General features: G+C 65.7%; 26 protein-coding genes. 14 read left to right on the plus strand and 12 right to left on the minus strand.

Going from position 1 to position 26,279, the window contains the following annotated elements; all coding sequences use genetic code 11:
- Positions 1-38: 38 nt before the first annotated feature.
- On the minus strand, positions 39-389 hold the full coding sequence (locus tag NP511_RS15730; RefSeq protein WP_006649495.1) for a thioredoxin family protein: 351 nt from the start codon (positions 387-389) through the stop codon (positions 39-41).
- Positions 390-598: 209 nt separating this feature from the next.
- Between NP511_RS15730 and NP511_RS15735 the strand changes: the two genes are divergently transcribed.
- Both NP511_RS15735 and glnA read left to right on the plus strand, forming a co-directional pair.
- Positions 599-895 (plus strand): DUF8106 domain-containing protein, encoded by a 297-nt coding sequence (locus tag NP511_RS15735; RefSeq protein WP_084158300.1) that lies wholly within the window; start codon positions 599-601, stop codon positions 893-895.
- Between the two features lie 224 nt (positions 896-1,119).
- The gene (gene glnA, locus NP511_RS15740; protein WP_049966234.1) at positions 1,120-2,472 is read left to right on the plus strand and encodes a type I glutamate--ammonia ligase; all 1,353 of its coding nucleotides are present in this window, start codon (positions 1,120-1,122) and stop codon (positions 2,470-2,472) included.
- Positions 2,473-2,649: 177 nt separating this feature from the next.
- On the opposite strand, the gene NP511_RS15745 is transcribed toward glnA, so the two are convergent.
- Positions 2,650-2,880, minus strand: coding sequence for a MarR family transcriptional regulator (locus NP511_RS15745; RefSeq protein WP_006179775.1), 231 nt, complete (start codon positions 2,878-2,880; stop codon positions 2,650-2,652).
- Between the two features lie 165 nt (positions 2,881-3,045).
- Between NP511_RS15745 and NP511_RS15750 the strand changes: the two genes are divergently transcribed.
- Positions 3,046-3,354 (plus strand): hypothetical protein, encoded by a 309-nt coding sequence (locus tag NP511_RS15750; protein WP_049905716.1) that lies wholly within the window; start codon positions 3,046-3,048, stop codon positions 3,352-3,354.
- A gap of 34 nt (positions 3,355-3,388) precedes the next feature.
- Here NP511_RS15750 and NP511_RS15755 read toward each other — a convergent pair whose 3' ends face one another.
- From NP511_RS15755 to NP511_RS15775, 5 genes are all read right to left on the minus strand, one after another.
- On the minus strand, positions 3,389-4,216 hold the full coding sequence (locus tag NP511_RS15755) for a hypothetical protein (RefSeq protein ID WP_049966235.1): 828 nt from the start codon (positions 4,214-4,216) through the stop codon (positions 3,389-3,391).
- Positions 4,217-4,295: 79 nt separating this feature from the next.
- On the minus strand, positions 4,296-5,126 hold the full coding sequence (locus NP511_RS15760) for a metallophosphoesterase (protein WP_049966236.1): 831 nt from the start codon (positions 5,124-5,126) through the stop codon (positions 4,296-4,298).
- 10 nt (positions 5,127-5,136) lie between these two features.
- The gene (locus NP511_RS15765; RefSeq protein ID WP_049966238.1) at positions 5,137-6,858 is read right to left on the minus strand and encodes a hypothetical protein; all 1,722 of its coding nucleotides are present in this window, start codon (positions 6,856-6,858) and stop codon (positions 5,137-5,139) included.
- Positions 6,855-8,129, minus strand: coding sequence for a Single-stranded DNA binding protein (locus NP511_RS15770; RefSeq protein ID WP_049966239.1), 1,275 nt, complete (start codon positions 8,127-8,129; stop codon positions 6,855-6,857). Before NP511_RS15770 ends, NP511_RS15765 begins: the two co-directional genes overlap by 4 nt.
- Before the next feature lie 367 nt (positions 8,130-8,496).
- Complete coding sequence (locus NP511_RS15775; RefSeq protein WP_006649488.1) at positions 8,497-9,492, minus strand: phosphate signaling complex PhoU family protein; 996 nt, start codon at positions 9,490-9,492, stop codon at positions 8,497-8,499.
- 506 nt (positions 9,493-9,998) lie between these two features.
- On the opposite strand from NP511_RS15775, the gene NP511_RS15780 reads away from it, so the two are divergent.
- The 11 genes from NP511_RS15780 to phoU (NP511_RS15830) all read left to right on the plus strand — a co-directional run bounded on the left by NP511_RS15780 (position 9,999) and on the right by phoU (NP511_RS15830) (position 20,808).
- Complete coding sequence (locus NP511_RS15780; protein WP_049966240.1) at positions 9,999-10,973, plus strand: PstS family phosphate ABC transporter substrate-binding protein; 975 nt, start codon at positions 9,999-10,001, stop codon at positions 10,971-10,973.
- Between the two features lie 40 nt (positions 10,974-11,013).
- A complete protein-coding gene (gene pstC / locus NP511_RS15785; RefSeq protein WP_049966241.1) occupies positions 11,014-11,955 on the plus strand; it encodes a phosphate ABC transporter permease subunit PstC in 942 nt (313 codons plus the stop codon).
- A gap of 49 nt (positions 11,956-12,004) precedes the next feature.
- On the plus strand, positions 12,005-13,642 hold the full coding sequence (pstA, locus tag NP511_RS15790) for a phosphate ABC transporter permease PstA (protein WP_049966242.1): 1,638 nt from the start codon (positions 12,005-12,007) through the stop codon (positions 13,640-13,642).
- A gap of 1 nt (position 13,643) precedes the next feature.
- Positions 13,644-14,555, plus strand: coding sequence for a phosphate ABC transporter ATP-binding protein PstB (gene pstB / locus NP511_RS15795; RefSeq protein ID WP_049966243.1), 912 nt, complete (start codon positions 13,644-13,646; stop codon positions 14,553-14,555).
- Positions 14,555-15,274, plus strand: coding sequence for a phosphate signaling complex protein PhoU (gene phoU / locus NP511_RS15800; RefSeq protein ID WP_049966244.1), 720 nt, complete (start codon positions 14,555-14,557; stop codon positions 15,272-15,274). The genes pstB (NP511_RS15795) and phoU (NP511_RS15800) overlap by 1 nt, the downstream gene beginning before the upstream one ends.
- A 427-nt stretch (positions 15,275-15,701) precedes the next feature.
- A complete protein-coding gene (locus NP511_RS15805) occupies positions 15,702-16,676 on the plus strand; it encodes a PstS family phosphate ABC transporter substrate-binding protein (protein ID WP_049905684.1) in 975 nt (324 codons plus the stop codon).
- On the plus strand, positions 16,673-17,602 hold the full coding sequence (gene pstC, locus NP511_RS15810) for a phosphate ABC transporter permease subunit PstC (RefSeq protein WP_006649479.1): 930 nt from the start codon (positions 16,673-16,675) through the stop codon (positions 17,600-17,602). Before NP511_RS15805 ends, pstC (NP511_RS15810) begins: the two co-directional genes overlap by 4 nt.
- Positions 17,602-18,489, plus strand: a complete 888-nt coding sequence (gene pstA / locus NP511_RS15815; RefSeq protein WP_006649478.1) for a phosphate ABC transporter permease PstA — start codon at positions 17,602-17,604, stop codon at positions 18,487-18,489. The genes pstC (NP511_RS15810) and pstA (NP511_RS15815) overlap by 1 nt, the downstream gene beginning before the upstream one ends.
- Before the next feature lie 2 nt (positions 18,490-18,491).
- On the plus strand, positions 18,492-19,364 hold the full coding sequence (pstB, locus tag NP511_RS15820) for a phosphate ABC transporter ATP-binding protein PstB (RefSeq protein ID WP_049905674.1): 873 nt from the start codon (positions 18,492-18,494) through the stop codon (positions 19,362-19,364).
- Positions 19,365-19,534: 170 nt separating this feature from the next.
- Positions 19,535-20,026 (plus strand): metal-dependent hydrolase, encoded by a 492-nt coding sequence (locus tag NP511_RS15825; RefSeq protein WP_049966245.1) that lies wholly within the window; start codon positions 19,535-19,537, stop codon positions 20,024-20,026.
- 110 nt (positions 20,027-20,136) lie between these two features.
- Complete coding sequence (phoU, locus tag NP511_RS15830) at positions 20,137-20,808, plus strand: phosphate signaling complex protein PhoU (RefSeq protein WP_006649475.1); 672 nt, start codon at positions 20,137-20,139, stop codon at positions 20,806-20,808.
- A 21-nt stretch (positions 20,809-20,829) separates the two neighbouring features.
- On the opposite strand, the gene NP511_RS15835 is transcribed toward phoU (NP511_RS15830), so the two are convergent.
- The 5 genes from NP511_RS15835 to NP511_RS15855 form a co-directional block, all read right to left on the minus strand.
- Positions 20,830-21,405 (minus strand): cupredoxin domain-containing protein, encoded by a 576-nt coding sequence (locus NP511_RS15835; protein ID WP_049966246.1) that lies wholly within the window; start codon positions 21,403-21,405, stop codon positions 20,830-20,832.
- A gap of 247 nt (positions 21,406-21,652) precedes the next feature.
- The gene (locus NP511_RS15840) at positions 21,653-22,060 is read right to left on the minus strand and encodes a DUF8055 family protein (RefSeq protein WP_006649322.1); all 408 of its coding nucleotides are present in this window, start codon (positions 22,058-22,060) and stop codon (positions 21,653-21,655) included.
- A gap of 1 nt (position 22,061) precedes the next feature.
- Positions 22,062-23,735: an FAD-dependent monooxygenase gene (locus NP511_RS15845; protein ID WP_049966247.1), complete on the minus strand. Its 1,674-nt coding sequence runs from the start codon at positions 23,733-23,735 to the stop codon at positions 22,062-22,064.
- On the minus strand, positions 23,728-25,251 hold the full coding sequence (locus NP511_RS15850; RefSeq protein ID WP_049966248.1) for an electron transfer flavoprotein subunit alpha/FixB family protein: 1,524 nt from the start codon (positions 25,249-25,251) through the stop codon (positions 23,728-23,730). Before NP511_RS15850 ends, NP511_RS15845 begins: the two co-directional genes overlap by 8 nt.
- 1 nt (position 25,252) lies before the next feature.
- Positions 25,253-26,122 carry an electron transfer flavoprotein subunit beta/FixA family protein gene (locus NP511_RS15855; RefSeq protein WP_049966249.1) on the minus strand — a complete coding sequence of 290 codons (870 nt, stop codon included), beginning with the start codon at positions 26,120-26,122 and terminating at the stop codon, positions 25,253-25,255.
- Positions 26,123-26,279: the final 157 nt, after the last annotated feature.

The raw sequence follows: 26,279 nt of genomic DNA on the forward strand, positions 1-26,279 counted from the left end.
TAAGGGTTCTCGGACGTGCGGCGGACCTTGGAAGCCGGTCAGTCGGCGTCGACTGCTTCGGGAACGTTCGACTCGAGGAAGTCGGTGACGGCATCGCCGCCCTGGAATCCGTCGGCCAGCCGCGCGACCTCCTCGCCGTCCTCGAACAGGATCAGAGTCGGTACCGACCGGATGTCGAACCGGTCGACGAGGCCGATGTCGTCGCCGGGATTGACCATCCCGATCGAGACATCGGTTGCGCGAGCGACGTTGCCGAGGACCGGTTCCATCGCCTGACACAGCGCACAGCCGCTCGTGTAGAACTCCACGAGCGCGACGTCGTGACTCGCCACGAACTCGTCTACGTCGTCGCCGGTCTCGAGCTGACGCGGTTTACTGGTCGCGGCCATATCCCAGGTACGACTCGGTCGCTGAAACCCCTGACGGACGGTGACCCTCGAGCGACGGTCGCGTCGGATGGCCACGCGATTGTCCGGTGTGAACGCGTCTCATTTCGAACGTGCGGAGACGTTGTCGCGGACCGGATTCACCGTTTCGCTGTATTGTGTGAACGCTGCACGGAGTGTAACTTTATGCGTCGGTCCTGTACCCACGCTCGATGACCCGGCCCACAACTGCCCACGACGACGGCACGTCGACACTGAGAAAGGTGACGCTGTTTTGCTGGGAGTGTGATCACTCGAGTCCGATCGACGGCGACTGGGTGTTCCAGTCGCGAAAGCGTTGCGTCGCGTACGTCTGTCCGGAGTGTGAGACGACGCTCACGAAGCGCCCGCGCCGGACGGAGCGGTCACGTGAGCGGCCGTCGTCCGAACCAGTGGCAGCGTGGGAGCGGGCGGTTCGAACGCCGGTGACGGTCCGGCACCTGCTCGAATCCAAGCAATCTAACTTCTGACATTTCTCGATCCAGGTACCCGATCTCGGTGCTGATTGCCGGCGGCTGGGACGCGGCCGCTCCACAACTATTCAATTTCATCGCCGTCTTCCTGCCGATGTCAGCCACCCACCGAATATTACCTATTATAATCGACGTACGGCCACTTTTTGCTATATTTGCGTATATTCGCCCACAACAGTAGAGCTTTAATAGTAGAATCCGTTGGCATAAGCGAGCAGAAGATGACGAACGGGAACCTAACCGCTACCGAAGAGGAGGTACTGGACGAAATCGAGGCGAAAGACATCGACTTCCTTCGCCTGCAGTTCACGGACATTCTGGGAACTGTCAAGAACGTCTCCGTGCCGGCTCGACAGGCCGAGAAGGCCTTCACCGAGGGAATCTACTTCGACGGCTCCTCGATCGAGGGGTTCGTCCGCATTCAGGAATCGGACATGCGGCTCAAGCCCGACCCCGAGACGTTCGCGGTCCTGCCGTGGCAAAACCGCGAGAACGGGGCCTCGGCCCGGATGATCTGTGACGTCATCGACACCTCGACGGGCGAACCCTTCGAGGGCGACCCGCGCCGCGTCCTCAAGAACACCCTCGAGCGCGCCGACGAGATGGGATACACCGTCAACGCTGCGCCCGAGCCGGAGTTCTTCCTGTTCGAGGAAGACGAGGACGGCCGCGCCACGACCGAGACCGGCGATCACGGCGGCTACTTCGACCTCGCGCCGAAGGACCTCGCCAGCGACGTTCGCCGCGACATCATCTACGGCCTCGAGGAGATGGGCTTCGAGATCGAAGCGAGCCACCACGAAGTCGCTAAGGGCCAACACGAGATCAACTTCGAGTACGACGACGCGCTCGCGACGGCCGACAACGTCGGGACCTTCCGCACAGTAGTCCGCGCGATCGCCGCCCAGCACGGCCAGCACGCCACCTTCATGCCCAAGCCGATCCCGCGCATCAACGGCTCGGGAATGCACACCCACCTCTCGCTGTTCGAGGACGGCGAAAACGCCTTCCACGACGAGGACGGCCAGTTCGACCTCTCGGAGACCGCACAGTCATTTATCGCCGGGATCCTCGAACACGCACCGGCGATCACGGCCGTCTCGAACCCGACTGTCAACAGCTACAAGCGCCTCGTGCCCGGCTACGAAGCGCCGGTCTACGTCGCGTGGTCCGACCGCAACCGCTCGGCGCTGATCCGCAAGCCGGCCGCGCGGGTCCCGGCGGCCTCGCGCATCGAGGCGCGTTTCCCCGACCCGTCCTGTAACCCCTATCTCGCGCTCGCCGCGCTCATCAGCGCCGGCCTCGATGGGATCGAACGCGACCTCGAGTGTCCCGACCCGATCCGGGAGAACATCTACGAGTTCGACGAGGCAAAACGCGAGGAGTACGGCATCGACACGCTGCCGACCAACCTCGGCGAAGCCGTCGAGGCCCTCGAGGAGGACGAGGTCATCTACGAGACGCTCGGTGACCACGTCGGGCCGAAGTTCGTCGAGGCCAAGAGCCAGGAGTTCGAGGACTATCTCGTCGACGTCTCCCAGTGGGAGATCGACCGCTACCTCGAGACCTTCTGAGACGGTTTGCTGTCCCGATGTCCCGGTGGGACCGCGACCGTCCTGCGGTCCCACCAGTACTGACGGACAGGAGACCGTATGAACCGGCGACCGCGACGGCACGCCGAGAAACCGATTTTCGTCCCGCCAGTCGTCAGTCAGCCGACGCTCCCGTCTCCGCGGCTCGTCGTCGCCCGCTCAGTTCGCGACGATGTAGGCCGACTCCCGTTTTTCGACGTGGCCGGCGTCGACCAGCGAGTGCAACACGCTCAGGACGTTGATCTTCTTCATCGCCAGTATCTCACCAACTTCCTCGATCGTCGCGCCTTCCGCCACCTCGAGGTAGAGGTACACCAACTTCGCACGGGCCGACTCGAGGTCGTCCGGAACCGGATCGAGCGTCTTTTGCCGCTGTGTCTGTGAGACTATTGTCACTCTCAGCGACCTCGTTCGTGTATATAAATCCACACGTAATTGGGGTACTAATGGATACTAGGACCTGATATGGGTCGTGACACCGCGTCACTGGCCGGTCCCGACGACCGCCTCGACGGAACGACGAGTTTTACGGACCGTCAGTTCCCAGCAGCGAGTATGACCGCGGACGAGCGGCCGACCCCGCCGACGGAGTTGGACCGCGTTGGCCACGAGGCACTCGACGAACTCGCGACCCGAGAGCCGGCGGCGCTTCGCGCGGCGAGTGCGTACCTCGAGGAACTGGCGGCGTGGAAGGAAAGCGACGACGAAGACGACCCGTCGCCGGACGACGGTGGGCCGGCCACGTACCCCGACGGCGTCCCCGAACGCGCGAGCGTCTCGGTGACCGAGATCGCCGGCACCGAGTACTACTACTTCCAGTGGCGCGACGGCGACGAGATCAGATCGGAGACGGTTCGGCGGTAGGCGGCGGTCTCGTCGCGCGGCGACGGCGGCGTCGTTAGTCGGTCGCCGGGGCGGACTCGAGGACCCGCGTGAGCGCGTCCGCGACCCGGTCTGGGTGTGCCACCGTCGCCGTGGCACACCGGATCGGGAGCGGCCACGGAAGCCCGCGTTCGATCTCGAGTCGGTCGGCAGTGAGATCGACCGCCCGTAACTGCGATCGGGGCACGAACTGGTAGTTGATCGTTCTCGACCGGTGGACACACAGCCCGCTTTCGAACAGCGTGTAGGTCCGGGGCCGGCCGGCGGTGATCGCCTGTCCGATGAGGGCACCGCCGAACGCGGGTAGCGGATTGACGCTCGGCTCGAGGACGAAGACGAGTGCGAACCCGACGACGAGGAGGCTGCACCCGAGAACGAACCCGCCAGCGCGGAGCAGCCGCCGATACCGGCGGTCCGGCCGGGCGTGCCACTCGGCCAGTACCGACTCCCGTTCGTGGAGCGCGGTGACGTGGCGGTTTACCGTGACCAGATAGACGGCCGCGCCGCCGAAACTGAAGACGAAGAACTCCACGATCCACTCGCGGAGCCACGGCTCGAGGCCGCGCACGCCGACCGCTGGGAGGACCGGGACGACGGCGGCTCCGGCGACGATCACCGCGACCGGGAGGACGTACAACCGCGTTCGGACGAGTGTCGTCGCGAGCGCGGACCGCGTATGGCACCAGCCGGCCGCGATCAGCCCGGCACACGCACCGATCGCGACGGGCCACAACGCCGTGTACGCCGTGCCGAGGACGCGGCTGGTCGCACACAGCGTGAGTGCCCCGACGTATCCGCCGAGGACGATCGAAAAGAACGGGGCCGATGGCTTCCGGAGGGACATATCCCTCGTTGGGCCTCTCTCGCCAAAATAGTTTTTAATTGAAACGTTTCGATCGGATCGTAGGAATCCCGCCGTCGAATCAGACCGACTCGTAGGGACCGAGCCGGGTCCCGTCGAGCAGGTACGCCTCGCCGTCAGCCAGCCCCGTGGGAAGGAACGGCGAGAGAAACGACTGGCCGGCGACGTTGGTCCACGTCCCGCCGACCAGTTCGTTGAACGCGGGGATCACTACGGCTCGCGGCGGCTCGGCCGCCCCGTCGAGCCACGACACGCCCTCGTATTCCGACCGGTCGCGAAACGGGTCGGGGGCGAGTCGCCCCCGCAGCCACGCTCGCTCGACGCGGCTCCCACCGACCTCGTCCTCGAGTCTGACACAGGGGTGTTCGTGTCCCAGACAGACCACGTCGCTCTCGAGGACGGCCCGCGAGGGCCAGGTGTGGCCGTGACAGACGCCGACGTCGCCGCGGGCAACACCCGCGCCGGCGACAACCTCGACCGTCGCACTGATATCGTCGCTCTCGCCGAGCCACGTCTCGATCCGGCCGTCGTGGTTGCCCTTGACGACGGTGACCGCGAGGTCGCTCGGGAACGACTCGAACAGCACCTCGAGTTCGCCGCGTTCGGCCCCGCCCGGATCGCCGATCGAGTGCATCAGGTCGCCACAGACGACCAGTCGGTCGGGTCGGATCCGCTCGAGCAGGGCAGCGAGGCGCTCCCGGCGGTCCGGGGCCTGACTGGGGACGTCGACACCGCGCTCGTACCGCAACGCCGCCTCGTAGCCGGCGTGGTAGTCGGCGACGAGCAGGGCGCGGTCACGGCCGATCGTCGCGGTCGCGGCCGGTTCGTTGGGGACGGGTTCGACGAGCGGTCGGGCCGTCGACCCCGAGCCGCGGCGGGAATCGTCGCGCATCCGTTCGGGATCAGATCGCCTTCAGCGTCTCGTCGTCGGGTTCGTAACACTGCCCGCCCATCAGTGCGTCCTGAATGGCCTCCTCGACGTCCTCGGGGGCGGCTCCGGTGTCGTCGGCGACTGCCTCGACCAGTTCCGTCCGGTCGGCCCCGTCGCCGTCGTCGAGTTCCTCCATCGTCTCCACGACGTAGTCCTCGAGGTCAACGTCGTCGGCCGGTTCCGCGTCGCTCTCGGTGTCGTCCGTCTCGGCTGCCGCCTCGTCGGCCGACTCGTCCGCCGTCACCGCCGCCTCCGGCTCGGCGTCGGGCTCCGACGCGTCGCTCGCACCGTCGGCCTCGAGACCGGATTCGGGCGGTGCGCCGAGTCCGTCGTCGGCGTCGGAGTCGCCCGCTTCGGTGGTCGCGGACTCCGTATCGGCATCGTCGGGTTCCGGCGCGTCCGCGGGGTCGTCGGCCGGTTCGTCCGGCTCGGGAACATCGATCTCCGCCTCGCCGGGCTCCTCGACCTGGCTGCCGGTCGTAAACTCCGCGCCGAACTCCTCCTCGAGCTGTTCACGCTCCTCGTCGTCCATCTCGTACATCCCGCCGTCGTCCATCTCGCCGGCGTCGAAGTCGCCGAGGTCGTCGTCGGCGTCACCGTCGTTGGATTCGGGGCTCGTCGACTCGCCGGTGTCGTCGGGAGTCGGGGCCGCAGTATCAGCGGCCGCCGTCTCGGTTTCGGGTTCGTCGGCCTCGAGGGACGCGGTCTCGGATTCGGCGTCCTCGACTGACGAGTCCTCGGTGACCACACCCGCGGTCTCTCCCTGATCGGTCGTCGTCCCGTCGGCGTCGACGTCGATCGCGGCGTCTTCGGTCCCGGAATCGGTCTCGGTGGCCGTCCCCGCCGCGGAGCCCGAGTGTGCGTCGTCGGGATCGGTTGCCGCCCCGCTCCCGCCGGCCGTCGCCGCCATCGGTTCCGCCGGTTCGGACTCGAGCGCGTCGGCGTCGAGGCCGTCGAGATCGGCCAGCGACGCGAACGAGACGTCGTACTCGGGACTCGTGGCGTCGGGCGCGAGGTCGAGCCCGCTCACCTGATCGCGCTCGCCGGCGACGACCTCGCAGGCCTCGCGGGCGCACTCACGCAGCGCCGCCAGATACGCCAGCGTCGTGCCGTAGTGATCCTGTGCGAGTGGGATCCCCGCTGCCAGCCCGGATTCGACGCCGGCCTCGAGCAGGGCGTCGGTCAGGTCCTCGCCGTCCGCGTCTAGGTCCGCCGCGCCGGCGTAGGTACCGATCCGTTCGAGGGTCTGTTCGGCCGCGCTGACGACCCAGCGGTCCCGAGTGTCGGCGTCGACCGTGGCGATGCTCTCGGGGCGCAGGGAGGTGTAAACCTGGTCGCCGTCCTCGGGCTGGAAGGTCCGTGCTTTGCCGGTTACCGCGACGAATTCGGGCGGCTCGACTCCCTCGAGGAAGGCCAGTTCGTCGGGCTGGTACTGGCCGGCGTAGACGACGAACGCGCCGGTCGGGTCGACGACGCGGGCCCGAACCATCTCCTCGTTGACCGACGTGACCTCCGTGAGGGTGCCGACCGCGAAGACGCGGTTGAGCCGCGCGCCGGTCGGCGAGATCACGTAGTTCGGGGCCCGCTCCTCGTCGCTCTCGGCGTAGGACAGCGAGGCGTCGTCGTACTCGGCCGCGAACAGGCGGTAGGCGATCTCCCGTCCGGGGACCTCCTCGTCGTCGTTCGCACTCATGCGTCCACCTCCTCGAGGAAGGCCGTCGCACGCGCGGCCGGATCGTCGTCGCTCTCCTCGAACGTCTCGGCGTCTAAGTTCGCGCCGTACTCGTCGACCGAGAGGTGGCCGCGTACCCGATACTCGCGGCCGACGATGTGTTCACGGATCCGGTCGGCCACGACTTCCTGATCCATGGCTTCGCGGGCCTGTTCGAGGGCGTCCTCGAGGGTGCCGCCGTAGACCCGCTCGGTGAGTTCGTCGTCGAGGACGACGGTGACGGTACCGGTCCCGTCGTCGAGGATCGCCTTGACGCGCAGATCGTCGATCCCGTCGACGTCGCCGTGGGTCCGGCACTGTCCCTTCTGGACGACCCGATAGCATTCGGGACAGCGCTGGATGAGCCCGGAGCCGTCACGGACCGCGAGCAGGTTCCCCACGACCTCGACGTCGTAGATACCGCCGGTTCCGACGGCGTCGGCGACGTCCATCGTCGAGGTATCGCTCCCGACCTCGATCCGCCGGTCGAGTGCGGTGACCGTCGAGAACTCCGAGACGTTGACTTCGGGGACGCCGCGGAACTCCTGAACGTAGGCGTTCTCGATACGAACCGTCCCGCCGTCCTCGATCTCCGGCGCAGGGTCCCAGTTCGTGAACGGGAGGCGGCCACTCTCGTCGCCGAAGACGCCGCTTAGGATATCGGTCTCGCCGTCGCGGCCGTCGATCGTCTTGCGCTCGCACTCGAGGACGTCGACCTCGATACTGACTGCGCGATCGCCGGTCCGGAGGTCGGCCAGTTGTGCCTCGCCGCCGACCTCGTAGGGGACGTCGAGCGACTCCGAATCGACCGACAGCGAGGTACTCTCGCCGAGGTTGAGTTCGGGTTCGCCGTCCCACTCACGGACCCCGGCGTTGCCCGCCGTGATCGTCTCGCCCGGCTCGAGGCCGAAGTCCTCCCAGGCGGTGTAGTCGATGACGCCGGACTCGTCGGCCAGTCGCCCCTCTACGATGACGTGGTCGTCACCCTGATAGCGGATCGACCGCTCGCCGGCCGTCAGGACGACGCCCGTGACGGTGACGTTGCTGTCGTCGGGCGTGATGTCGGCGATGTCCTTCGCCGACGGTGTGTCGCCACCGCCGCTCTGCCCGTCGCCGTACTTCCGCCGGAGGCTCTGTTTGGCCTCGTCGACCGGCACGCTGTACTCCACCAAGTTCTGCAGGTCGTCTTTGACCTCCTCTTTGTCGACACCGAGGTCGGAGGCGAGATCCTCGGCATGATCGTCGAGTTCCATCGTTTTCCTTTGGAGGTGGGGCTTAAAAAGCGTTCCCGGAGGAGGGCGGAAGTGAACGAGCCGGACGCCGAATCGAGCCGTTCGTGAGTGTCGAATAACTCCCGAAATGGACGGTCAGTACGGGAGATGCTGTCTCACTTCGAACCAAGCAACCGGCATGCGGTGGCGCGCGCTGTCGGCCGACCGAACGATAGTGAGGGCGGTCGATAACACTGTGCGAGGGATGAGCGAGTGCCGGAGGCACGAGCGAATCGGCTGGGGAGGGCGTGGCGACTCCCCGTTGCCACAGTAGCGGGACGCTTCTCTTCTCGCCTACTCTCCCGTCAAACCACTTCAGGAAATGGGCGCACGCGGTATAATCGTTTCATCAGGGCCGCGGAGCGGCCTTCTGCAGCGCCGTCTCGGCGATGTTCCCGCCGTAGTCGGCGCTCCGGGACAGCGAGTCGACGATCAGCCCCAGCGACTGGGCCTGTACCGGTTCCAGATCCCGTAGCATGTCGTCGATCTGGCGGGTGTGTTCGTCGATCTCGAGGACGGCCTCGCGGGCGTCGTGACCCAATCGGTTCGCCTCCTCGGTTCCCTCGGCGAACAGCGCGTCCATCGCCTTCTCGAGGACCGTCGCGGCGTCGGTTCGCAGTTCCTCGAGCGCCTCGGCGACCGGTTCGGGGATCTCACCGAGTTTGAGCGCGATGTTGCTGATCTTGGCCGCGTGGTCGGCGACGCGCTCGAGTTGCCGGGCGCTCGAGTGGAAGTCGAAGCAGTCCTCGCGGGGGACGCCGAGTTCCTCGGCGGCCCGCGGCGATCGCAGGGTGGCACGGAAGATCCGCGAGACGACCAGCCAGAGCCGGTCGACGTCGTCGTCGCGTTCGATGACATCGTGGGCGATGTCGTCGTCGTCCTCGATCAGCGCGCGTACAGCGTCCTCGAGCATCGACTGGGCGATCAGCCGCATTCGGGTCACGGCGTTGACGATCGAGAGTTCCGAGGAGTCGAGCAGGTCCTGAATGACCACACTGTCGGTCGTCTCCTCCAAAACCTCGACGCCGACCAGCCCCTGCGTGGCGTCCCGGATCGCCCGCCGCTGGTCGGTCGTGATCCGACCGGCCTCGAGCCTGATGATGTCGAAGCCACTGACGTACATCGTCATCACGGCCCGGGTCAGCCGCTCGCCCTCGAGACTCGAAATGTCGAGGCTCCCCTCCTGTCGTTCAGTGTCGCTCTGAGGGGTCAACAAGAGCGCGTCGTCTTCGGGGTAGAACTCGACGGTCGTCCCGGCGCTGACGTCGTTTTCCGTCGCCCACGTTTTGGGGAGCGAGACCGTGTACGTCGAGCCGCCGGTCACCTGGACCTTTCGCGTCTCCATACGGTGGGCTTCGGCCGCTCGGGCATAAATATACGCGGATCTATAGAGCGCCGTTGGTGGCCCCATAGAACGGCGATTCAGCGCCGCCTAATCCCGGAATACGAACGGCATATGAACACGAACGGGACTACCCGGTAGTGAACGAGATCAGTATATAGATACAGGTGGCAGCCGGGTCGCCGCTCCGTGAACGGCGTACCCTCGAGCAGGCCGGTGGGATCGGTGGGGACACGAGTCGATCGCGGTGGTCCCAGCGGGCCGTCACACCGACCGTTGCCCGACGAATCCTGGACTGCTATTCTCCCGGTCCATATGCCCGCAGCGACGAATTCGCGTCGATGGCTGCGATCGTTCGATGACGTGATCGACTGCGGTTCGCCGCCTCGACACCGCGCTCCGACCCTCCCGCTGCCGACGAAATAGGACTATATAGAGATATGTGATCACTGACGCATATATATGATTCATAGCATCCCTTTTTTATACCCCTTCGAATCACTCACGTGATGGCAGACAACCAGTTCGGACGCGACGCAGTATCGCGACGGAAGTTCATCGCCGCAACCGGCGCCGCCGGGACGGCCGTGATCGCAGGGTGCAGCGACACGAGCAGCGGGAACGGCGACGACGAACTCTCGGGGGAAGTCATCGTCAAGGGGTCGAGTACCGTCTTCCCCATCTCCGACGCGATGGCCGAACGGTTCATGGAGGAGAACCCGAAGGTCAACGTCACGGTCGACCCGACCGGCAGCGGTGGCGGCTTCGAGAACCACTTCTGTCCCGGTGACGCCGACATCAACGGCGCATCGCGCCCGATCAAGGAAGCGGAGCAGAGTCACTGCGCCGACAACGACGTCACACCGATCGAGATGCACATCGCGGGCGACGCGCTCACGGTTGCGGTCAGCCCCGACAACGACTGGGTCGACAGCATGACCTTCGACGAGCTGGCGCAGATCTGGGGCGACGACAGCGCTACCACGTGGTCCGACATCAACTCCGACTGGCCCGACGAAGAACTCGAGCTCTACGGCCCCGACACCACCTCAGGGACCTACGACTGGTTCAGCGAGAACGTCAACGGCGGCGGCCACCGGACTGAGTACGAGGGCACCGAGGACGACAACACCATCATTCAGGGCCTCGAGAACAGCCAGTACGCGATGGGGTACTTCGGCTACGCCTACTACAGCGAAAACAAGGACCGCGTCAAGGCCCTCTCGATCGCGGAGAGCGAAAGCGACGAGCCGACCGCGCCGAGCCTGTCGGCGGCCCAGGACGGTTCGTACCCGCTGGCCCGACCGTTGTTCATCTACCCCGCCGAGGGCGCACTCCAGCGAGATCCGGTCTACGAGTTCGTCAACTACTACCTCGAGAACTCGAGTGCCGACTGGATCGCCGACGACGTCGGCTACGTCCCGTCGAACCAGGACATGGTCGATGAGAACATGAGCGCACTCGAGGACGCAGCGGGCGAGTAACGCGAACGCCGACCGATTTTTCGGGGAAACCGAATAGAAAATGAGTGACACATCAATGGAAGCCGATCTCACACGATCGGCGAACGGACGAATTGCAAAGGAGCGGTTGTACCACGGGTTGTTGTTCTGCTGTGCGGCACTGACGGTCTTCGTGACGCTCAGTATCGTCGCTACGCTGGCGATCGACGCCGTCGAGTTCTTTAGCCGCGTCGACCCCCTCGCCTTCTTCACCGGCACGGAGTGGGTTCTGCGGAGCGAAAATCCGATTCTCGGTATCCTGCCGCTGGTGTCTGCCACACTGACCGTGACGATCGTCTCGGCGCTCGTCGCGATCCCGATCGGCACGGCGGCCGCGGTCTATCTGAGCGAGTACGCGAGCGATCGGATGCGATCGGTGCTGAAACCGGCCCTCGAGATCCTCGCGGGGATCCCGACCGTCGTCTACGGCTTCTTCGCGCTGGTGTACCTGACGCCGTGGCTCCAGCAACTGGGGCTCGACGTGGACCTGTTCAACCTGCTGTCCGCGTCGATCATGGTCGGGATCATGATCATTCCGATGGTCTCCTCGATCAGCGAGGACGCGATGAGCGCGGTGCCGGACTCGCTACGCCAGGCGGGATACGGCCTCGGTGCCACGAAGTTCGAGGTCTCGACGAAGATCGTCATCCCGGCGTCGATCTCGGGGATCTTCTCCTCGTACATTCTGGCGCTCTCGCGGGCGATCGGCGAGACGATGATCGTCGTGGTCGCCGGCGGCAGTCAGGGCCGAATGTTCGACCCGTCCCAGCCGTTCGCGAACCTCCTCAATTCCGGGCAGACGATGACCGCTGCCATGGTGCAGGCGGTGACGACGGACCTGTCGGGCGGAACCGCCGGCTACTACTCGATGTTCGCGATCGGGCTGACGCTCTTCGCTATTACGTTCAGCATGAACCTACTCAGCAACCGCATCGCCGCTCGATACAGGGAGGAATACCAATGAACCGAACGATTACTGCGAACGCCACGGCCACACCGGGGGTGCGTCGCTGATGGCGACGACCGACGAGTCGACGGGTGCCTGGTTCGGCGCGGACGGACAAGTGAGTCAGCTCCGCGGGCTATTGTTCAAAGCCAGCTGCCTCGGGGCGACGGTACTCACGCTGTTCCTCGTGTTCGTCTTTCTCATCTACGTGGCGGTCGACGCGGTCGAACCGGGGACGGCCGATCCGGCCTGGTGGGCGACGGTCGTCGCGACCGTCGCGCTCCCGGCGGTCGTCCTCTCGCTCTACTACTACCGCTCCGATCCACGGGCGGGTGAAGTCGCGTACACGGCGCTCGGACTGCCCGTCGCCGCGGCGCTGCTCGCCGGCGGCGTCGGTATCGTCTTCAGACATGTCGTCAGCCCACACGAGTGGCTCGCGCTCGTGATCGCTGCGATCGTCGCCTACGGCGCGCTCGAGGTCCACGAGCGAACGCGGGACGCCGGTGCGCTCGAGCGGGCCGCGGTCGGCGTGGTCGTTCTCGGACTGACGATCGTCGGGGTTCCCGGACTCGTCCCGAGCCTCCGTGCGCTGATCCTGTCGCTCCCGGTTCTCCCGATGGCACCCCTGTCGCTGCTGGGAACGTTCGTGGTGCCGGTCGGGATAGCGGCCGGCTGGTACGTCCGTCGCGCCCGCGAGAACGAGCGTGCGGGGTCGATCGCCGGCGGGGCCACGATCGCCGCGGCCGCGCTCGGCGTCGTCGCCGGGCCGCTCGCGGGCGTCTCCTGGACGACGTGGCTCATCCTGACGACGGTCGTCGGCGTTCCCGTCGGGCTATACGTCGAACGGGTTTTCAGAGGCGGCGAGGGCGTCTCCGGACTCGCGCTGCCGCTCGTCATCGCGGCCGGCGTAGTCGTCTGTGCCGTCGTCGTTGACGCGGCCGGGTTCGCCGGCCCGAACGTCTGGCTCGACTGGGAGTTCCTGACCGCCGCGCACAGTCGGACACCGCGGGAGGCCGGCATCTATCCCGCGCTCGTCGGGTCGGTGATGATGATCATCGTCGTCGCGATCGCGGCGTTCCCGGTCGGCGTCGGCGCGGCGATCTACCTCGAGGAGTACGCGCCGAGCGGCGGACTACTCGGGTCGGTCGTCGAACTCATCGAGATCAACATCGCGAACCTCGCCGGGGTCCCGTCGGTGGTCTACGGACTGCTCGGCCTGGCGCTGTTCGTCAAGGCCGGCGCCCTGCAGCCCGGGATCGTCGTCGTCGGCGGATTGACGGTCGCGCTGCTGATCCTCCCGATCGTCATCGTCTCCGCACAGGAGGCGATCCGGGGGGTACCCGACTCCCAGCGACAGGCGGCCTACGGGATGGGCGCGACGAAGTGGCAGACGGTCCGGACCGTCGTTCTGCCGCGGGCGATGCCCGGGATCCTCACTGGGACGATCCTCGCGCTCGGCCGCGCCATCGGCGAAACGGCACCGTTGTTGATGGTCGGCGTCGCGGCGGTCGTCCGGATCTCGCCGACCTCGTTCTTCGGACTGTTCAGCGCGATGCCACGACAGCTCTACTCGTGGGCACAGTTAGCCAAACCGGACTTCTACCACGGCGTCCTCGCGGCCGGGGTCCTCGTGTTGCTCATCGTCTTGCTGATGATGAACGGCACCGCGATCCTGCTGCGAAACAAGTACCAGCGACGCGATTGAAATGACTCGAAACGATACACGAAACGCCGACGACGGTGACGAACAGCGAACGAACAGCAGCGGAACGGCGGTCTCCGAACCGACCGCGGGATCAGAGGCGACAAGCGGATCACTACTCGATTCCTCGCTCGACGTCGAGGGTGGCTCCGTTCCTGCGGGCGCCGATACGGTGATCGAGGCGCGGGATATCGACGTCTTCTACGACGACGCCCAGGCGTTACAGGGCGTCGACATCGAAATCCCCGAAAACGGCGTCACGGCGCTCATCGGTCCATCGGGCTGCGGGAAATCGACGTTCCTGCGCACCATCAATCGAATGAACGACCTCATCGACGCCGCTCGCGTCGAGGGGGAACTCCGCTTCGAGGGGAAGAACGTCTACGACGACGACGTCGATCCCGTCGCGCTGCGCCGGAAGATCGGCATGGTCTTTCAGACGCCGAACCCCTTCCCCAAATCGATCCGGGACAACGTCGCGTTCGGACTGGACGTACAGGAGAAGGACGTCGACGTCGACGAGACGGTCCGAACCGCCCTCGAGCGGGCCGCGTTGCTCGAGGAAGTCGAGGACCAGTTGGACTCGAGCGGGCTGGACCTCTCGGGTGGGCAACAACAGCGGCTCTGTATCGCGCGGGCGATCGCGCCGGACCCGGACGTGATCCTGATGGACGAGCCGGCCTCGGCGCTCGATCCGATCGCGACCTCGAAGATCGAGGACTTGATCGAGGATCTGGCCGAGGAGTACACGGTCGTCATCGTCACCCACAACATGCAGCAGGCGGCCCGTATCTCCGATAAGACCGCGGTCTTCCTGACCGGCGGCGAACTCGTCGAGTTCGACGACACGGACAAGATCTTCCAGAACCCCGAGCACGAGCGCGTCGAGGACTACATCACCGGCAAGTTCGGGTGATGACCCGCGAGGACTACCGGCACCGCCTCGAGCGGCTCCGCGAGACGGTCGTCTCGATGGGTGATCTCGTTCGCGAGCAACTCGCCGACGGGTTTTCCGCGCTGTTTACGAGCGATCGCGACCTCGCCCGCGAGGTGATCGAGCGGGACCACGCGGTCAACGACCGGTATCTCGAAATCGAACGGGAGTGTCTCGACCTGCTGGCGCTGTACCAGCCCGTCGCCGGTGACCTCCGGACCGTCGTCGCCGCGTTCACGATCGTCACCGACCTCGAGCGGGTGGGCGATCTGGCGACCAATCTGGCCGAGTACACGCTCGACGCAACCGGCTCGGATCCGGCGTTGCCGGACGTGGACTTCGAGCGAATCGCCGCGCTGGCACTCGAGCAACTCGAGACCGCGGTCGAGGCGTTCGTCGACGAGGAACCGGCGGCCTGCCGGGCGGTCGCCGAGCGCGACGCGGAACTCGATCGCCGCTGTGTGGCGGTCGCCGAGCGCGTCGTCCGGCGGCTCATCGAGTTGCGTCGCGACGCCGACGACTGTGTCGGGGGCCGATCGTCCGGGGCCGGAAGCGGCGGTCGCCCCGCCGGCCCCGTTCTCGCGGACGTCTCACGAACCCTCGTTGTCGTCCGCGATATCGAACGCGTCGGCGACCACGCGGTCAACGTCGCCGCTCGAACGCTGTATGCCCTCGAGAACGACGCGTCGCTGCTTGCCTGACGGTCGTCTCTATACGGCGATCGACCGAGAGACACGTCACGTCGCGTCTGATTTTGTCCGCTGTGGGCTCCCTGCTGACGTAGTTTGCGCAATTCGAACGAATTCATGGGGAATACCGCGACAACGCCACGGCCGACCGGATCGCCGCCGACATCGGCACCAGCGGCCCCGAGACTGCCCACCATCTCTCGCTCGGTTCTCGGCATGACTCGTCTATATATGTCACCTCGTCTTCAGCCGAATAGTGGACGGACCGAAGTACCTTCAGACACCACTAGATTGGTGGGTGGCAACTATTGCCATATGTATGCGTTCGAGACGCCGTCGCCGGCCCTGGGCTGGGCCCCAGTGAATCGCCGCAGTAGTACATAGTGCTATATAGATCTCATAGTAGTATACTTACCTACTCTGTGACTTCGATCCGGTGATGTCGAGAGATTCCACGGCGTCTTTGCCGGCCGGACTCGGTCGGCGTGACTTTCTCGCCGCGGCGGGCGTTGGCCTCTCCGGCGGGTTGGCCGGTTGTACCGGTGTCTTCGCCGCGGAGGGCAACAACGTAAACATCGCGGGGAGCAGTACCGTCTTCCCCGTGACCGAGGCGATCGCCTCCTCGTTTTCCGAGGAAAATCCGACCGTCAACCTCTCGCTCAGTAAGACCGGAACCGGCGGTGGGTTCGGGAACTTCTTCTGTGCGGGACGGACCGACATTAACAACGCGAGTCGGACGATCGCTGACGCCGAGGTTGAACAGTGTGGGAACAACGATGTGACGCCGATCGAGTTTCCGATCGCGACCGACGCGCTGACGGTCGTCGTCAACCCAAACGCCGACTGGATCGACTGTCTTACCGTCGAACAGCTCCGAGAAATCTGGCGTGCTGACGGCGCGACCCACTGGAGCGATATCAACGACGAGTGGCCCGACGAACCGTTCGAACTGTACGGGGCCGCGACGACCTCCGGCACGTTCGACTACTTCAACGAGGCCATCATCGGCGAGGAAGCGAACCACCGCAGCGATTACCACGCGACCGAGCGCGACCGAACGATCGTACAAGGAGTGCAGGGCTCGGAGTACGCGATGGGGTACTTCGGCTTCTCGTTCTACAGCGAGAATCCGGACTCGATCAAGGCGATCTCGGTCGACGACGGTGACGGCTGTGTCAAGCCGTCGATCGAGACGGCGATGAACGGCGAGTACACGCCCCTCTCGCGACCCCTGTTCATCTACGTCGCCAAGGAGTCGCTCGAGAAGTCGGCCGTCCGTGACTTCGTCCGGTTCTACATGAAGCGAGCCGCGACGGACTTGGTCTCGGAGGTCGGCTACGTGCCGCTCACCGAAGACAAACGCGACGAGAACCTCGAGAAACTCGAGGCTGCGATCGAGGAGGTAACGGCATGAGCCAGCCGGACTTCTCCCACGACGGGATCCGCACGGCACGGGGCACCGCCTTTCGTTATCTCTTCATGCTGTGTGCGCTCCTGTCGATCCTGACGACCGTCGCGATCATTCTGACGCTGTTGCTCGACGCGATCGACTTCTTCGCACAGATCCCGCTCGTCGACTTCCTCACCGGCACGCGCTGGAGTCCGACGAACGAACCGATCGCATTCGGCGTCCTCCCGCTGATTTCGGGAACGCTGGTCATCACGATCGGGTCGGCGATGGTCGCGCTCCCGATCGGATTGTTGACCGCGATCTATCTCAGCGAGTACGCCTCCGATCGACAGCGGGCATATCTCAAACCGGCGCTCGAGGTACTCGCCGGCGTCCCGACGGTCGTCTACGGCTACTTCGCGCTGGTCTATGTCACGCCGGCGATCGACACGATCTTGCCGGTCGATCTCTCGACGTTCAACGCGCTGTCGGCCTCGATCATGGTCGGTATCATGATCATCCCGATGGTGTCCTCGATCAGCGAGGACGCGATGAGCGCCGTCCCGGACTCGCTGCGGCAGGCCAGTTACGGGCTCGGCGCGACGAAGTTTACCGTCTCAACGTCGGTCGTCGTGCCGGCGGCGCTGTCGGGGATCTTCTCCTCGTTTATCCTCGCGCTCTCGCGGGCGATCGGCGAGACGATGATCGTCGCCATCGCCGCGGGCCAGACGCCGCGGATGATCGACCTGACCGACCCGGCAGGGATGTTCCTCGACTCGATCCAGCCGATGACCTCCGCGATGGTCCAGATCGGCACCGGCGACATCGTCGGGCAGGGACCGGCGTACAAGAGCCTCTTCGCGGTCGGTCTGACCCTGTTCGTCATCACCTTCGTCATGAACCTGATCAGTGAACTCGTCGCGTCGCGGTATCGGGAGGTGTATCGCTGATGGCGGCCGACACCGGAGAGACGCCCGCCGACGGCTTCGGACGCATCAGCCGGACGAAAGACGTCGCGTTCCGACTGCTCGCGCTCGCGGCGACGCTCGTCGGCATCGTGTCGCTCGCGGCGTTGCTGCTGAACGTCGCCGTCGACGCCGTCGGCTGGCTCGACTGGCAGTTCCTCACGAACCCGCCACACCCCAACCCCTACGAGGCCGGATTCCTGCCCGCGCTCGTCGGCTCCATCGCGATCATGCTGATGATCGCGCTGGTCACCTTCCCGCTCGGCGTCGGCGCCGCGGTCTACCTCGAGGAGTACGCCGACGACGGCTATCTCACCCGCTTTATCCAGCTCAACATCGCGAACCTCGCGGGCGTCCCCTCGGTCGTCTACGGCCTGTTGGGACTTGGCCTGTTCGTGGGCCTGTTCAACATCGGCTACGGGACGGTACTGGCGGCCGCGTTCACCATCGCCTTGCTCATCCTGCCGATCGTGATCATCTCCGCCCAGGAGGCGATTCGGGCCGTCCCCGATTCGCAGCGACAGGCGTCCTACGGGATGGGCGCGACGAAGTGGCAGACGATCCGCAACGTCGTCCTGCCGCGGGCGATGCCCGGCATCATGACCGGGACGATCCTCGCGCTGGGGCGAGCGATCGGCGAGACGGCACCGCTGATCATGATCGCCGCGCCGACGACGGTGTTCGGACTGCCGAACAGCTTCTTCAGCAAAGTCAGCGCCATGCCGCTCCAGATCTACAACTGGGCGTCCTATCCCCAGACGGAGTTCCAGTACGGCGTCGTCGCCGCCGGCGTCGTCACCCTGCTGGTCGTCCTGTTAACGATCAACTCGATCGCGATCATCATCCGCAACCGCTATCAACAGCGCACCTGACAATGACTAACGAACAGATGACTTCCTCGGAAACGGAACCGACCGACGACCAACCGGCCCCGACGCCGGGCACCGACGGCCTCACCGACACCGCCGATTCCGGCGGGGAAACGACGACCGACCGAACGCTGCTCGAGGCCCGAGACCTGAACGTCTACTACGGGGAGGAACAGGCGCTCTCCGACGTCGACATCGAGATCCCCGAAAAGCAGGTCACGGCGGTCATCGGCCCGTCGGGCTGTGGGAAATCGACGTTCCTCCGGTGTATCAACCGGATGAACGACCTCGTCGACAGCGCCCGCGTCGAGGGCGAACTCCGCTTCGACGGGAAGAACGTCTACGACGATGACGTCGATCCCGTCGCCTTGCGCCGGAAGATCGGCATGGTCTTCCAGTCGCCGAACCCGTTCCCGAAGTCGATCCGCGACAACGTCGCCTACGGCCTGAAAGTTCAGGGGAAAGACGACGGCGACGTCGACGCGAAGGTCCGGACCGCCCTCGAGCGGGCCGCGCTGCTCGAGGAAGTCGAGGACCAACTGGACGCGAGCGGGCTGGACCTCTCGGGTGGGCAACAACAGCGGCTCTGTATCGCGCGGGCCATCGCGCCGGACCCGGACGTGATCCTGATGGACGAGCCGGCCTCGGCGCTGGACCCGGTCGCGACCTCGAAGATCGAGGACCTGATCGAGGACCTGGCCGAGGAGTACACGGTCGTCATCGTCACGCACAACATGCAGCAGGCGGCTCGGATCTCCGACAAGACGGCGGTCTTCCTGACCGGCGGCGAACTCGTCGAGTTCGACGACACGGACAAGATCTTCGAGAACCCCGAACACGAGCGCGTCGAGGACTACATCACCGGCAAGTTCGGATAGTCGGTGTCACCGGTCGACGACGGCGTTTCCCGTTGCTCACCGCGTTCGATCCGACGCTACCGCTCTCACTCGAGCGAGTAATCCTGCCGAAACACACCGTCAGACGAGGGAATGTGTCCTCCGCGCTGAGAATGCTATTTATTGTCTCACACGGTGTGGTACCGAGCGGAATGGTCGCAACCGGGGTCCACATCCTGTGCAGTTTGGCGCTGGTCGCGCTAGTCGCCCGGTCCCGGCGCGGGGCCCCGTACCTCGTGGCCGCGCTCGCCGCCGCCGCTCCGGACGCCGACACGTTCCTCTTTCGGCCGCTGGTCGAACTCGGTGCCGTCCACGGAGCGCTGTGGAGCCACCGGGCGCTGACCCACTCGCTGCTCGGCGGCCTCGTCCTGATCGGGGTCCTCTCGGCCGTCGGCCCCTGGCGGGCCGCCGTCCTCGGTGTCAGTTCGCATCTCGCGCTCGATCTCGTCAGCGGCGGCGTCCGGCTGCTTGCCCCCATCGACGATACGGTGTATGGCACGTCAGTCGACTGGCTGCTGCTGAACGCCGCCGTCTCGGCCGTCGCGGTCACCGTCGTCCTCGGCGGCTTGCTCGCGATGAAATACGACGTCCGACGCCCGGAGCCACTTCGTTTCCCGGCGACACCGCTCGAGTGGCTCCGGTAACGCGTCCACGATCGCCGACCCGGTCGCAGTGCCTCCGCGACCGGCAGCCGCCGACCCGTAGCAGTACTTCGCACACAGTATTTATGAAGGACGGACCGGCTTTGACTACTATGGCCAGAAAATCCTACCAGGAGAAGCTCACGGAACTCCGTGAGGACGTCCTCTACATGAGTGAGGTCGTCATGGAACGGCTGCGCATGGGACTGGACGCGTTAGAACAGAAAGACGAGGACCTCGCACAGGAAGTGATCGAGGGCGACGGCGAGATCAACCGGATGTATCTCGATCTGGAACAGGACTGTATCGACTTGCTCGCGCTGCAGCAGCCGGTCGCGAGCGATCTCCGCTTTATCGCCGCCTCGTTCAAGATCATCACCGACTTGGAGCGGATCGCCGATCTGGCGACGAACCTCGGCGAGTACACCATGGACGCCGAGCGGGACCTGTTCCCCGACGTCGACGTCCAGGAGATGGGCGAACTGACCCTCGACATGCTCGAGGACGCGATGATGGCCTACGACACCGAAGACACCGACCGCTGTCGGGAACTCGCCGGCCGCGACGACGATCTCGACGAGTTCGCCGAACGGGCCAGCGAGATCGTCGTTCGCGACCTCATCGAGCGCGAACTCGACTCGACCGAGGAGGTCGAGCGCATTCTGCAGGACGTCTCCCGACTCCTGTTGACGATCCGCGACCTCGAGCGGGTCGGTGACCACACGGTCAACATCGCTGCGCGGACGCTGTACATGGTCGAGAACGACGACGAACTCATCTACTGAACGCCCCGCTCGAGAACCGAGTTACTCGGACTCGTTACTCTCGGTCTCGTTTTCCATCGACTCGTTACCGTCCGTTTCGTTGCCCTCCGTCTCGTTCCCCATCGACTCGTTGCCCTCGCTTTCGTTTTCGGCCCCGCCGTTACCGCCGCCACCGCCGCCGCTTTCGACTTCGATATCGGCGACCATCGTCGTCGGATGGACCTCACAGATGTACGTGACCATCTCGCTGCTGGCCTCGAACTCGAGCCACTGGTCTTCGGGTTCGGTGACCCGCTCGGTCGCGAGGTCGTCGACGACCTCGTCGTTCTCGTCGTAGATCGCGATGTTGTGTTCGGCGCCGTCGCCGGTCGTCCAGCCGATCTCGTAGGTTTCCCCCTCCTGGAGGGTGATCGTCGGGTTCTCCTCGTCAGCGATCGAGTCGGGCGCGATACCGACCCAGCCGGCCGTCTGTCCGTCGAACTCGATCTGGGTACCGGGTTCGATCGTCTCGCCCCCACCGCCCCCGTTACCGTTGCCGTTACCGTCGTCACCGTTACCACCGCCACCACAGCCCGCAACGACTGCCGTCGAAGCCGCGACACCTGTCAACTGAAGCATTCGCCGTCGGGATAACCGATCGTCTCGTGCCATCGGGCTGACTTTGCGCTCAACGGGAATAGTCGAATACCCGTCTACTGCGTGGGACTCATATACGAGCCGGTCTGCGCGGGATTTGTGGCTGTTTCCCGACTATAGTAGCCACTGAAAGTCATTGCACACCTGATCGAACGACGGCGTTGCGATCAGTGTGTGAATCGTTTCAGCGGCTACTATAGCTCCCGTTCGGGAGTACTGGCTCGGGTCACTACCCGGTCGGCGGCGACGCCCGGTCGCGTTCCGGAACGCGGGTCAGCAACTGGGCCGTGTCGACGACGTTTCGCGTCTCGAGCAGTAGTTCCGCCGCCTCCCGGACCGTAAACGCCGCCTCAAGGTCGACGCCGTGACACCGCGTATAACACTCGAGCCAGCGGTTCATCGCGGTCTCGAGGGCGGCCAGTTCGGCCTCGGTAAACGGGACCGTGCGGCCGCCAGTCCGGCCCTCGACGTAGAGCCAGACGGCCGGGCCCACGCCATCCCGAAGATAGGCGTCGGCATCGCCGGGGGCCGGAGAGCGGTTCGACGCCGTCGGGGAACGGTCGTCCCCGTCGAGCGCCGCCCGCTCGCGCTCGGCCCGGCGTGCGAGCGCGGCGATCCGCGGTCCGTACCGGCTCACGTCACCCCTCCCTGTATTCGACGCCCTTGCCACCGCGGGGGTGTTCCCACTCCGTGTCGGCGACGACCGCACAGGTGCCACACTCGACGCAGGGCTGGGTGTCGAGACTGACCAGCGTCTCCTCGGTGCCGTTGGTCTTGACCGCCTCCGAGCGGTAGCAGCCGCCGCCGAAGTCCTCGGCGCTGACCGGACAGGCGGTGACCGCCGCGCCGCTGGCGTCGAGCGACTGATCCAGCAACTCGATGTGTGGGTTGCCCACGTCGGTATCGTAGGTCAGGTCGCCGATGCGCTCCTCGAGCGTCGGCGGCTCGATCTCGCTCTCCCAGTGGATCGTCTTGCCGTGTTGCTCGGCGATCAGCGTCGGCAGGGAGACGTAGCCGGTCTTCGTATCCGGCAGCATCGACACCAGCAACGGCGAGTTGTACGCCCGCTCGAGCAGCCGGTCCGCGATCGGATTGCCGACCGCCAGCGAACCGAGCGGTGAGTCGAGGACCCGCTCGATGGCCCCAGTCACGGCGTCGCGCTCGCCGACGGTCCGGGCGAGGTCGTACCGGCGGGGCCGGAGCTTGGCCATGGTGCCGGAGTCCTCGAGCAGTTTTGTGTATCGCCGCCCGGCGGCCGCCGGGTCGGCGTTGCCCCGAGTAACGGCGAAGGCATCGGCCGCGAGCGCGCCAGCGGTGACGGCGTGGTTCATCCCCTTGATGATCGGCCCCTGGGCCTGCATCTGGCCGGCGGCGTCGCCGACGAGGACGAGCCGGTCGCGGTACGGCTCCCGGTGGGCGGCCTTCTTCGAGTCGGGGACGAGTTTCGCCGCGTACTCGCGTTCGTCGTACTCGTTGCCGAACCAGCCGGCGAGCAGCGGATGCGTGAGCAACGCGTCGAGCAGTTCGTGCGGTTCGGCCTCCCGCTCGAGGAGGCTATCGAGGTGGAAGACGGTCCCGATCGAGAGCGAATCCTCGTTGGTATACAGGAAGCCACCGCCCCGGACGTCGTCGAAGAGATCGCCGGAAAACAGGTGGGCAGCGCCCTCGTCGGGACCGATATCGAAGCGGTCGTCGATCGCGTCGGGATCGACGTCGACGACGGCCTTGACCCCCTGGAACCACTCCTCGGGCTCCTCCCAGTCCATCAGGCCAGCCTCGCGGGCGAGTTCGGAGTTGACGCCGTCGGCCGCGACGATCAGGTCGGCCGTGATCGGCTCGAGTTCGTCGCAGGTGACGCCGACGATCTCGCCGTCGTCTTCGAGCAGGCCGTTCACTCGGACGTTCGTCAGCACGCCGCCGCCCGTCTCGCTTGTCTTCTCGTGGACGCGGCGCTCGAGCCACGAGTCCATCTCCCGGCGGAGGACGGCGTCACACCAGTCGGTGTCGTGTTCGTGGAGGTCGGTCAGATCGTACGTTTTGACCTTGTTACCGGCCACGTTGTGGATGTAGTAGTCCGTCACCGGCCGTTCGGTCGCTTCTTCGCGGAAGCCATCGAAGAGGTCCGCGAGCGTGTAGGGGGCGGACTCCTCGCCGTAAATCAGGCCGCCGGAGACGTTCTTCGAGCCCGCCTCGGTGCCGCGCTCCAAGACGAGCGTCTCGACGCCGTGGTCGGCCAGCCGCGCCGCGGCCGCGGCCCCACCGGGGCCACAGCCGACGACGATCGCCTCGTAGTGTTCGTACTCGTCAGTCATCGTCCTCACCCCCGTCGGCGACGGCTTCGGCCTCGAGCGCCGTCTCACCGGCCTCGACGGCCTCGGTCAGGCGCGGCAGTACCTCGAAGAGGTCGCCTTCGATGAAGTAGTCCGAGAAGTCCCGGATCCGGGCGTCGGTGTCGGTGTTGACGGCGACGATGGTGTCGGACTCGTCCATGCCGACCTTGTGCTGGACCGCGCCCGACACGCCGGCCGCGATGTAGACGTCCGGCGCGACGACCTGGCCGGTTTCGCCGATCTGGCGTTCTTCCGTCGCGTAGCTCTCGACGTGGCCCTCGAACTCGTAGGAGGAAGTGACGATGCCCCGCGTGATGCCGAGTTCGGCGTCCGCGAAGGCGTCGACCAGCTCGAGCCCCAGTTCCATCCCGCGGGTCGGATCGTCCGCGATCCCGCGCCCGAGACAGACCATCACGTCGTGGCCCGTGAGATCGATCCCGGCCTCGAGTTGATCGTACTCGGTGATCTCGACGCGGAACCAGTCATCGTCCAGTTCCATGTCGTGTTCGACGACGAGCCCGTTGCGGTCGTGGTCGGGCTCCATGGGCTCGAAGCTGCCCGGAATGACCGAACAACCCTGTGGGTGAAACTCCCGACCGGGGTTGTCGAGACAGAGGATCGTCGAGTACTCGAAGCCCGAGAAGTCCGGCCGCTTCATGTGCAGGACTTTCTCGAAGGTCTTCTTGACGCCCGGTTCGCCGGTCTTGACCGGGTTCGAGACCTCGTTCTCCTCGATGAAGAGGTCCGAACAGTCCGAGGCCAGCCCGGAGTCGAGTTCGGCCTGGACCTTCGCCGAGAGGTCGCGGCCGTTGTTCGTCGCCGGGAACAGGACGTACCGGGGCTTGTCGTAGTCGCGCCAGTCGGTACTCTCGATCGAGCCCTCGCCGCGGGCCATGTGTGAGGCGATCTCGGTGTAGGGCTTGTGTAGGAACCGTTCCAACCTGTGGTCGTCGTGATAGACCGCCACGTCGGCCCCGTAGGCGATCGACTCCTCGGCCAGTCCCTCGCAGTCCTCGCCCATCAGGAACGCGACGACCCGCTCCTCGTCACCGTACTCGTCCGCGAAGTCGTCCATCAGTTCGCGGGCCTTCCCCAGCATCTCCGTCGAGACCTCGAGCAACTCGCCGCCCTGGGTCTCACAGAACACCCACATGTCGGCGTAGTCGCCGTCCGCGAGCGCTCGGACGTGTCGCTTGTCGCGGGTGGGGTGGGAGAGGCCGTCGTCTTCCTCGGCCTCGGTCTCGGGTTCGTCGGCATCCGTCTCTGCGTCGTCGGATTCGGCGTCCGACTCGTCTTCCGGCTCGGCGCCCGCCTCGACGCCGTCGCTCTCGGCCCCGACCGCCTCGAGCCGGCCGTGGACCGCGTCGCGGGCCGTGTCGCGATCCTGACCAGCCCGCTCGGCCTCGAGGAGCGCCCGTAGCTCGTCCGCGTCGTCGACGGTCTCGAGTTCGTCGGTCAGTTCCGCTACCGTGTGGTCGTCCGGATCGATGGCCGGCATCTCAATCACCCGCCTCCGCGGCGTAGGGTTGGATCTCCTCGAGTACCTCGCCCATGCCGTCGCCGGCGTCGGGATCGAGCATCGTCGCCTCGCGCTCGGAGGGTGCTTTGGGGATCGGATCCACCGAGGAGACGATCGTCGGCGAGCCGTCGAGCCCGATGTAGTCGGGATCGAGGTTCAGGTCGGCGTGGTCCCACGTCGTCAGGGACTCCTCGTGGTCGGCGGCCCGCTCCTCGGTCTTGGCCCGGAGCCGCTTGCGGGTCAACCGCTGGGACGCCGTCCGGTAGGTCGGCTCGAACTCGGGATCGGTGACGACGAAACACGGCAGGGGCGCTTCGACCGTCTCGATCTCGTCGACGTCGCCCTCGACGAGTCGCTTCGCGCGCAGGATCCGCTCGTCGGGATCGATGTCGAGCGCGACGACGTGGGTGACGATCGGCCAGTCCATCGCCCAGCAGGTCTGTGGGCCGGTCTGGCCGGTCTCTCCGTCGGCCGTCTTGAACCCCGCGAAGACGATGTCGATGTCGGCGACTTCCTCCTGGTAGGTCTCGAGGCCGGCCGAGAGCGTGATCGCCGTCGCCCACGTGTCGGAGGCTGCAAGCTCACGGTCGGACAGCAGGTAGCTGTCGTCGGTGTAGACCGTCTCCATCGCCCCCTGCAGGACCTCGGCATACCCCGGCGGCCCCATGCTCATCCCGCTGACGTGGCCGCCGTGGCGGATCTTCGTCTGGAGCGCGGCCTGCAGCGCGAACTCGTCGTTGGGGTTCATCACCGTCGGCGTCTTCCCCCGCTCTAAGTGGCCCTCCTCGTCGAACGAGACGGCCCCCTCGGAGAAGTCGGGGACGCCTTTCGTCAGTACGATCGATCGCATGAATACCCCCGTCGGTATATGACCATTGTTGACATGGCTGTGGCCTTCTATCATAGTATCAGTATTAAGAATAGGGGTGAAAATCGCCGATAGAGAGCGCTGATCGGCGGGTCGGCGCTGTCGGCCGCCCGTCGAGACGCTCCGAGGTTCCGTCCGT

Origin of the sequence: Natrinema thermotolerans, from assembly GCF_031165565.1 — an archaeon.
GTDB lineage: Archaea > Halobacteriota > Halobacteria > Halobacteriales > Natrialbaceae > Natrinema > Natrinema thermotolerans.

What these genes read in the sequence shown, in the direction of transcription:
- NP511_RS15730 (WP_006649495.1), bottom strand. Translation starts at nt 389, where the DNA reads ATGGCCGCGACCAGTAAACCGCGTCAGCTCGAGACCGGCGACGACGTA.
- NP511_RS15735 (WP_084158300.1), top strand. Translation starts at nt 599, where the DNA reads ATGACCCGGCCCACAACTGCCCACGACGACGGCACGTCGACACTGAGA.
- glnA (WP_049966234.1), top strand. Translation starts at nt 1,120, where the DNA reads ATGACGAACGGGAACCTAACCGCTACCGAAGAGGAGGTACTGGACGAA.
- NP511_RS15750 (WP_049905716.1), top strand. Translation starts at nt 3,046, where the DNA reads ATGACCGCGGACGAGCGGCCGACCCCGCCGACGGAGTTGGACCGCGTT.
- NP511_RS15755 (WP_049966235.1), bottom strand. Translation starts at nt 4,216, where the DNA reads ATGTCCCTCCGGAAGCCATCGGCCCCGTTCTTTTCGATCGTCCTCGGC.
- NP511_RS15760 (WP_049966236.1), bottom strand. Translation starts at nt 5,126, where the DNA reads ATGCGCGACGATTCCCGCCGCGGCTCGGGGTCGACGGCCCGACCGCTC.
- NP511_RS15765 (WP_049966238.1), bottom strand. Translation starts at nt 6,858, where the DNA reads ATGAGTGCGAACGACGACGAGGAGGTCCCCGGACGGGAGATCGCCTAC.
- NP511_RS15770 (WP_049966239.1), bottom strand. Translation starts at nt 8,129, where the DNA reads ATGGAACTCGACGATCATGCCGAGGATCTCGCCTCCGACCTCGGTGTC.
- NP511_RS15775 (WP_006649488.1), bottom strand. Translation starts at nt 9,492, where the DNA reads ATGGAGACGCGAAAGGTCCAGGTGACCGGCGGCTCGACGTACACGGTC.
- NP511_RS15780 (WP_049966240.1), top strand. Translation starts at nt 9,999, where the DNA reads ATGGCAGACAACCAGTTCGGACGCGACGCAGTATCGCGACGGAAGTTC.
- pstC (WP_049966241.1), top strand. Translation starts at nt 11,014, where the DNA reads ATGAGTGACACATCAATGGAAGCCGATCTCACACGATCGGCGAACGGA.
- pstA (WP_049966242.1), top strand. Translation starts at nt 12,005, where the DNA reads ATGGCGACGACCGACGAGTCGACGGGTGCCTGGTTCGGCGCGGACGGA.
- pstB (WP_049966243.1), top strand. Translation starts at nt 13,644, where the DNA reads ATGACTCGAAACGATACACGAAACGCCGACGACGGTGACGAACAGCGA.
- phoU (WP_049966244.1), top strand. Translation starts at nt 14,555, where the DNA reads ATGACCCGCGAGGACTACCGGCACCGCCTCGAGCGGCTCCGCGAGACG.
- NP511_RS15805 (WP_049905684.1), top strand. Translation starts at nt 15,702, where the DNA reads ATGTCGAGAGATTCCACGGCGTCTTTGCCGGCCGGACTCGGTCGGCGT.
- pstC (WP_006649479.1), top strand. Translation starts at nt 16,673, where the DNA reads ATGAGCCAGCCGGACTTCTCCCACGACGGGATCCGCACGGCACGGGGC.
- pstA (WP_006649478.1), top strand. Translation starts at nt 17,602, where the DNA reads ATGGCGGCCGACACCGGAGAGACGCCCGCCGACGGCTTCGGACGCATC.
- pstB (WP_049905674.1), top strand. Translation starts at nt 18,492, where the DNA reads ATGACTAACGAACAGATGACTTCCTCGGAAACGGAACCGACCGACGAC.
- NP511_RS15825 (WP_049966245.1), top strand. Translation starts at nt 19,535, where the DNA reads ATGGTCGCAACCGGGGTCCACATCCTGTGCAGTTTGGCGCTGGTCGCG.
- phoU (WP_006649475.1), top strand. Translation starts at nt 20,137, where the DNA reads ATGGCCAGAAAATCCTACCAGGAGAAGCTCACGGAACTCCGTGAGGAC.
- NP511_RS15835 (WP_049966246.1), bottom strand. Translation starts at nt 21,405, where the DNA reads ATGCTTCAGTTGACAGGTGTCGCGGCTTCGACGGCAGTCGTTGCGGGC.
- NP511_RS15845 (WP_049966247.1), bottom strand. Translation starts at nt 23,735, where the DNA reads ATGACTGACGAGTACGAACACTACGAGGCGATCGTCGTCGGCTGTGGC.
- NP511_RS15850 (WP_049966248.1), bottom strand. Translation starts at nt 25,251, where the DNA reads ATGCCGGCCATCGATCCGGACGACCACACGGTAGCGGAACTGACCGAC.
- NP511_RS15855 (WP_049966249.1), bottom strand. Translation starts at nt 26,122, where the DNA reads ATGCGATCGATCGTACTGACGAAAGGCGTCCCCGACTTCTCCGAGGGG.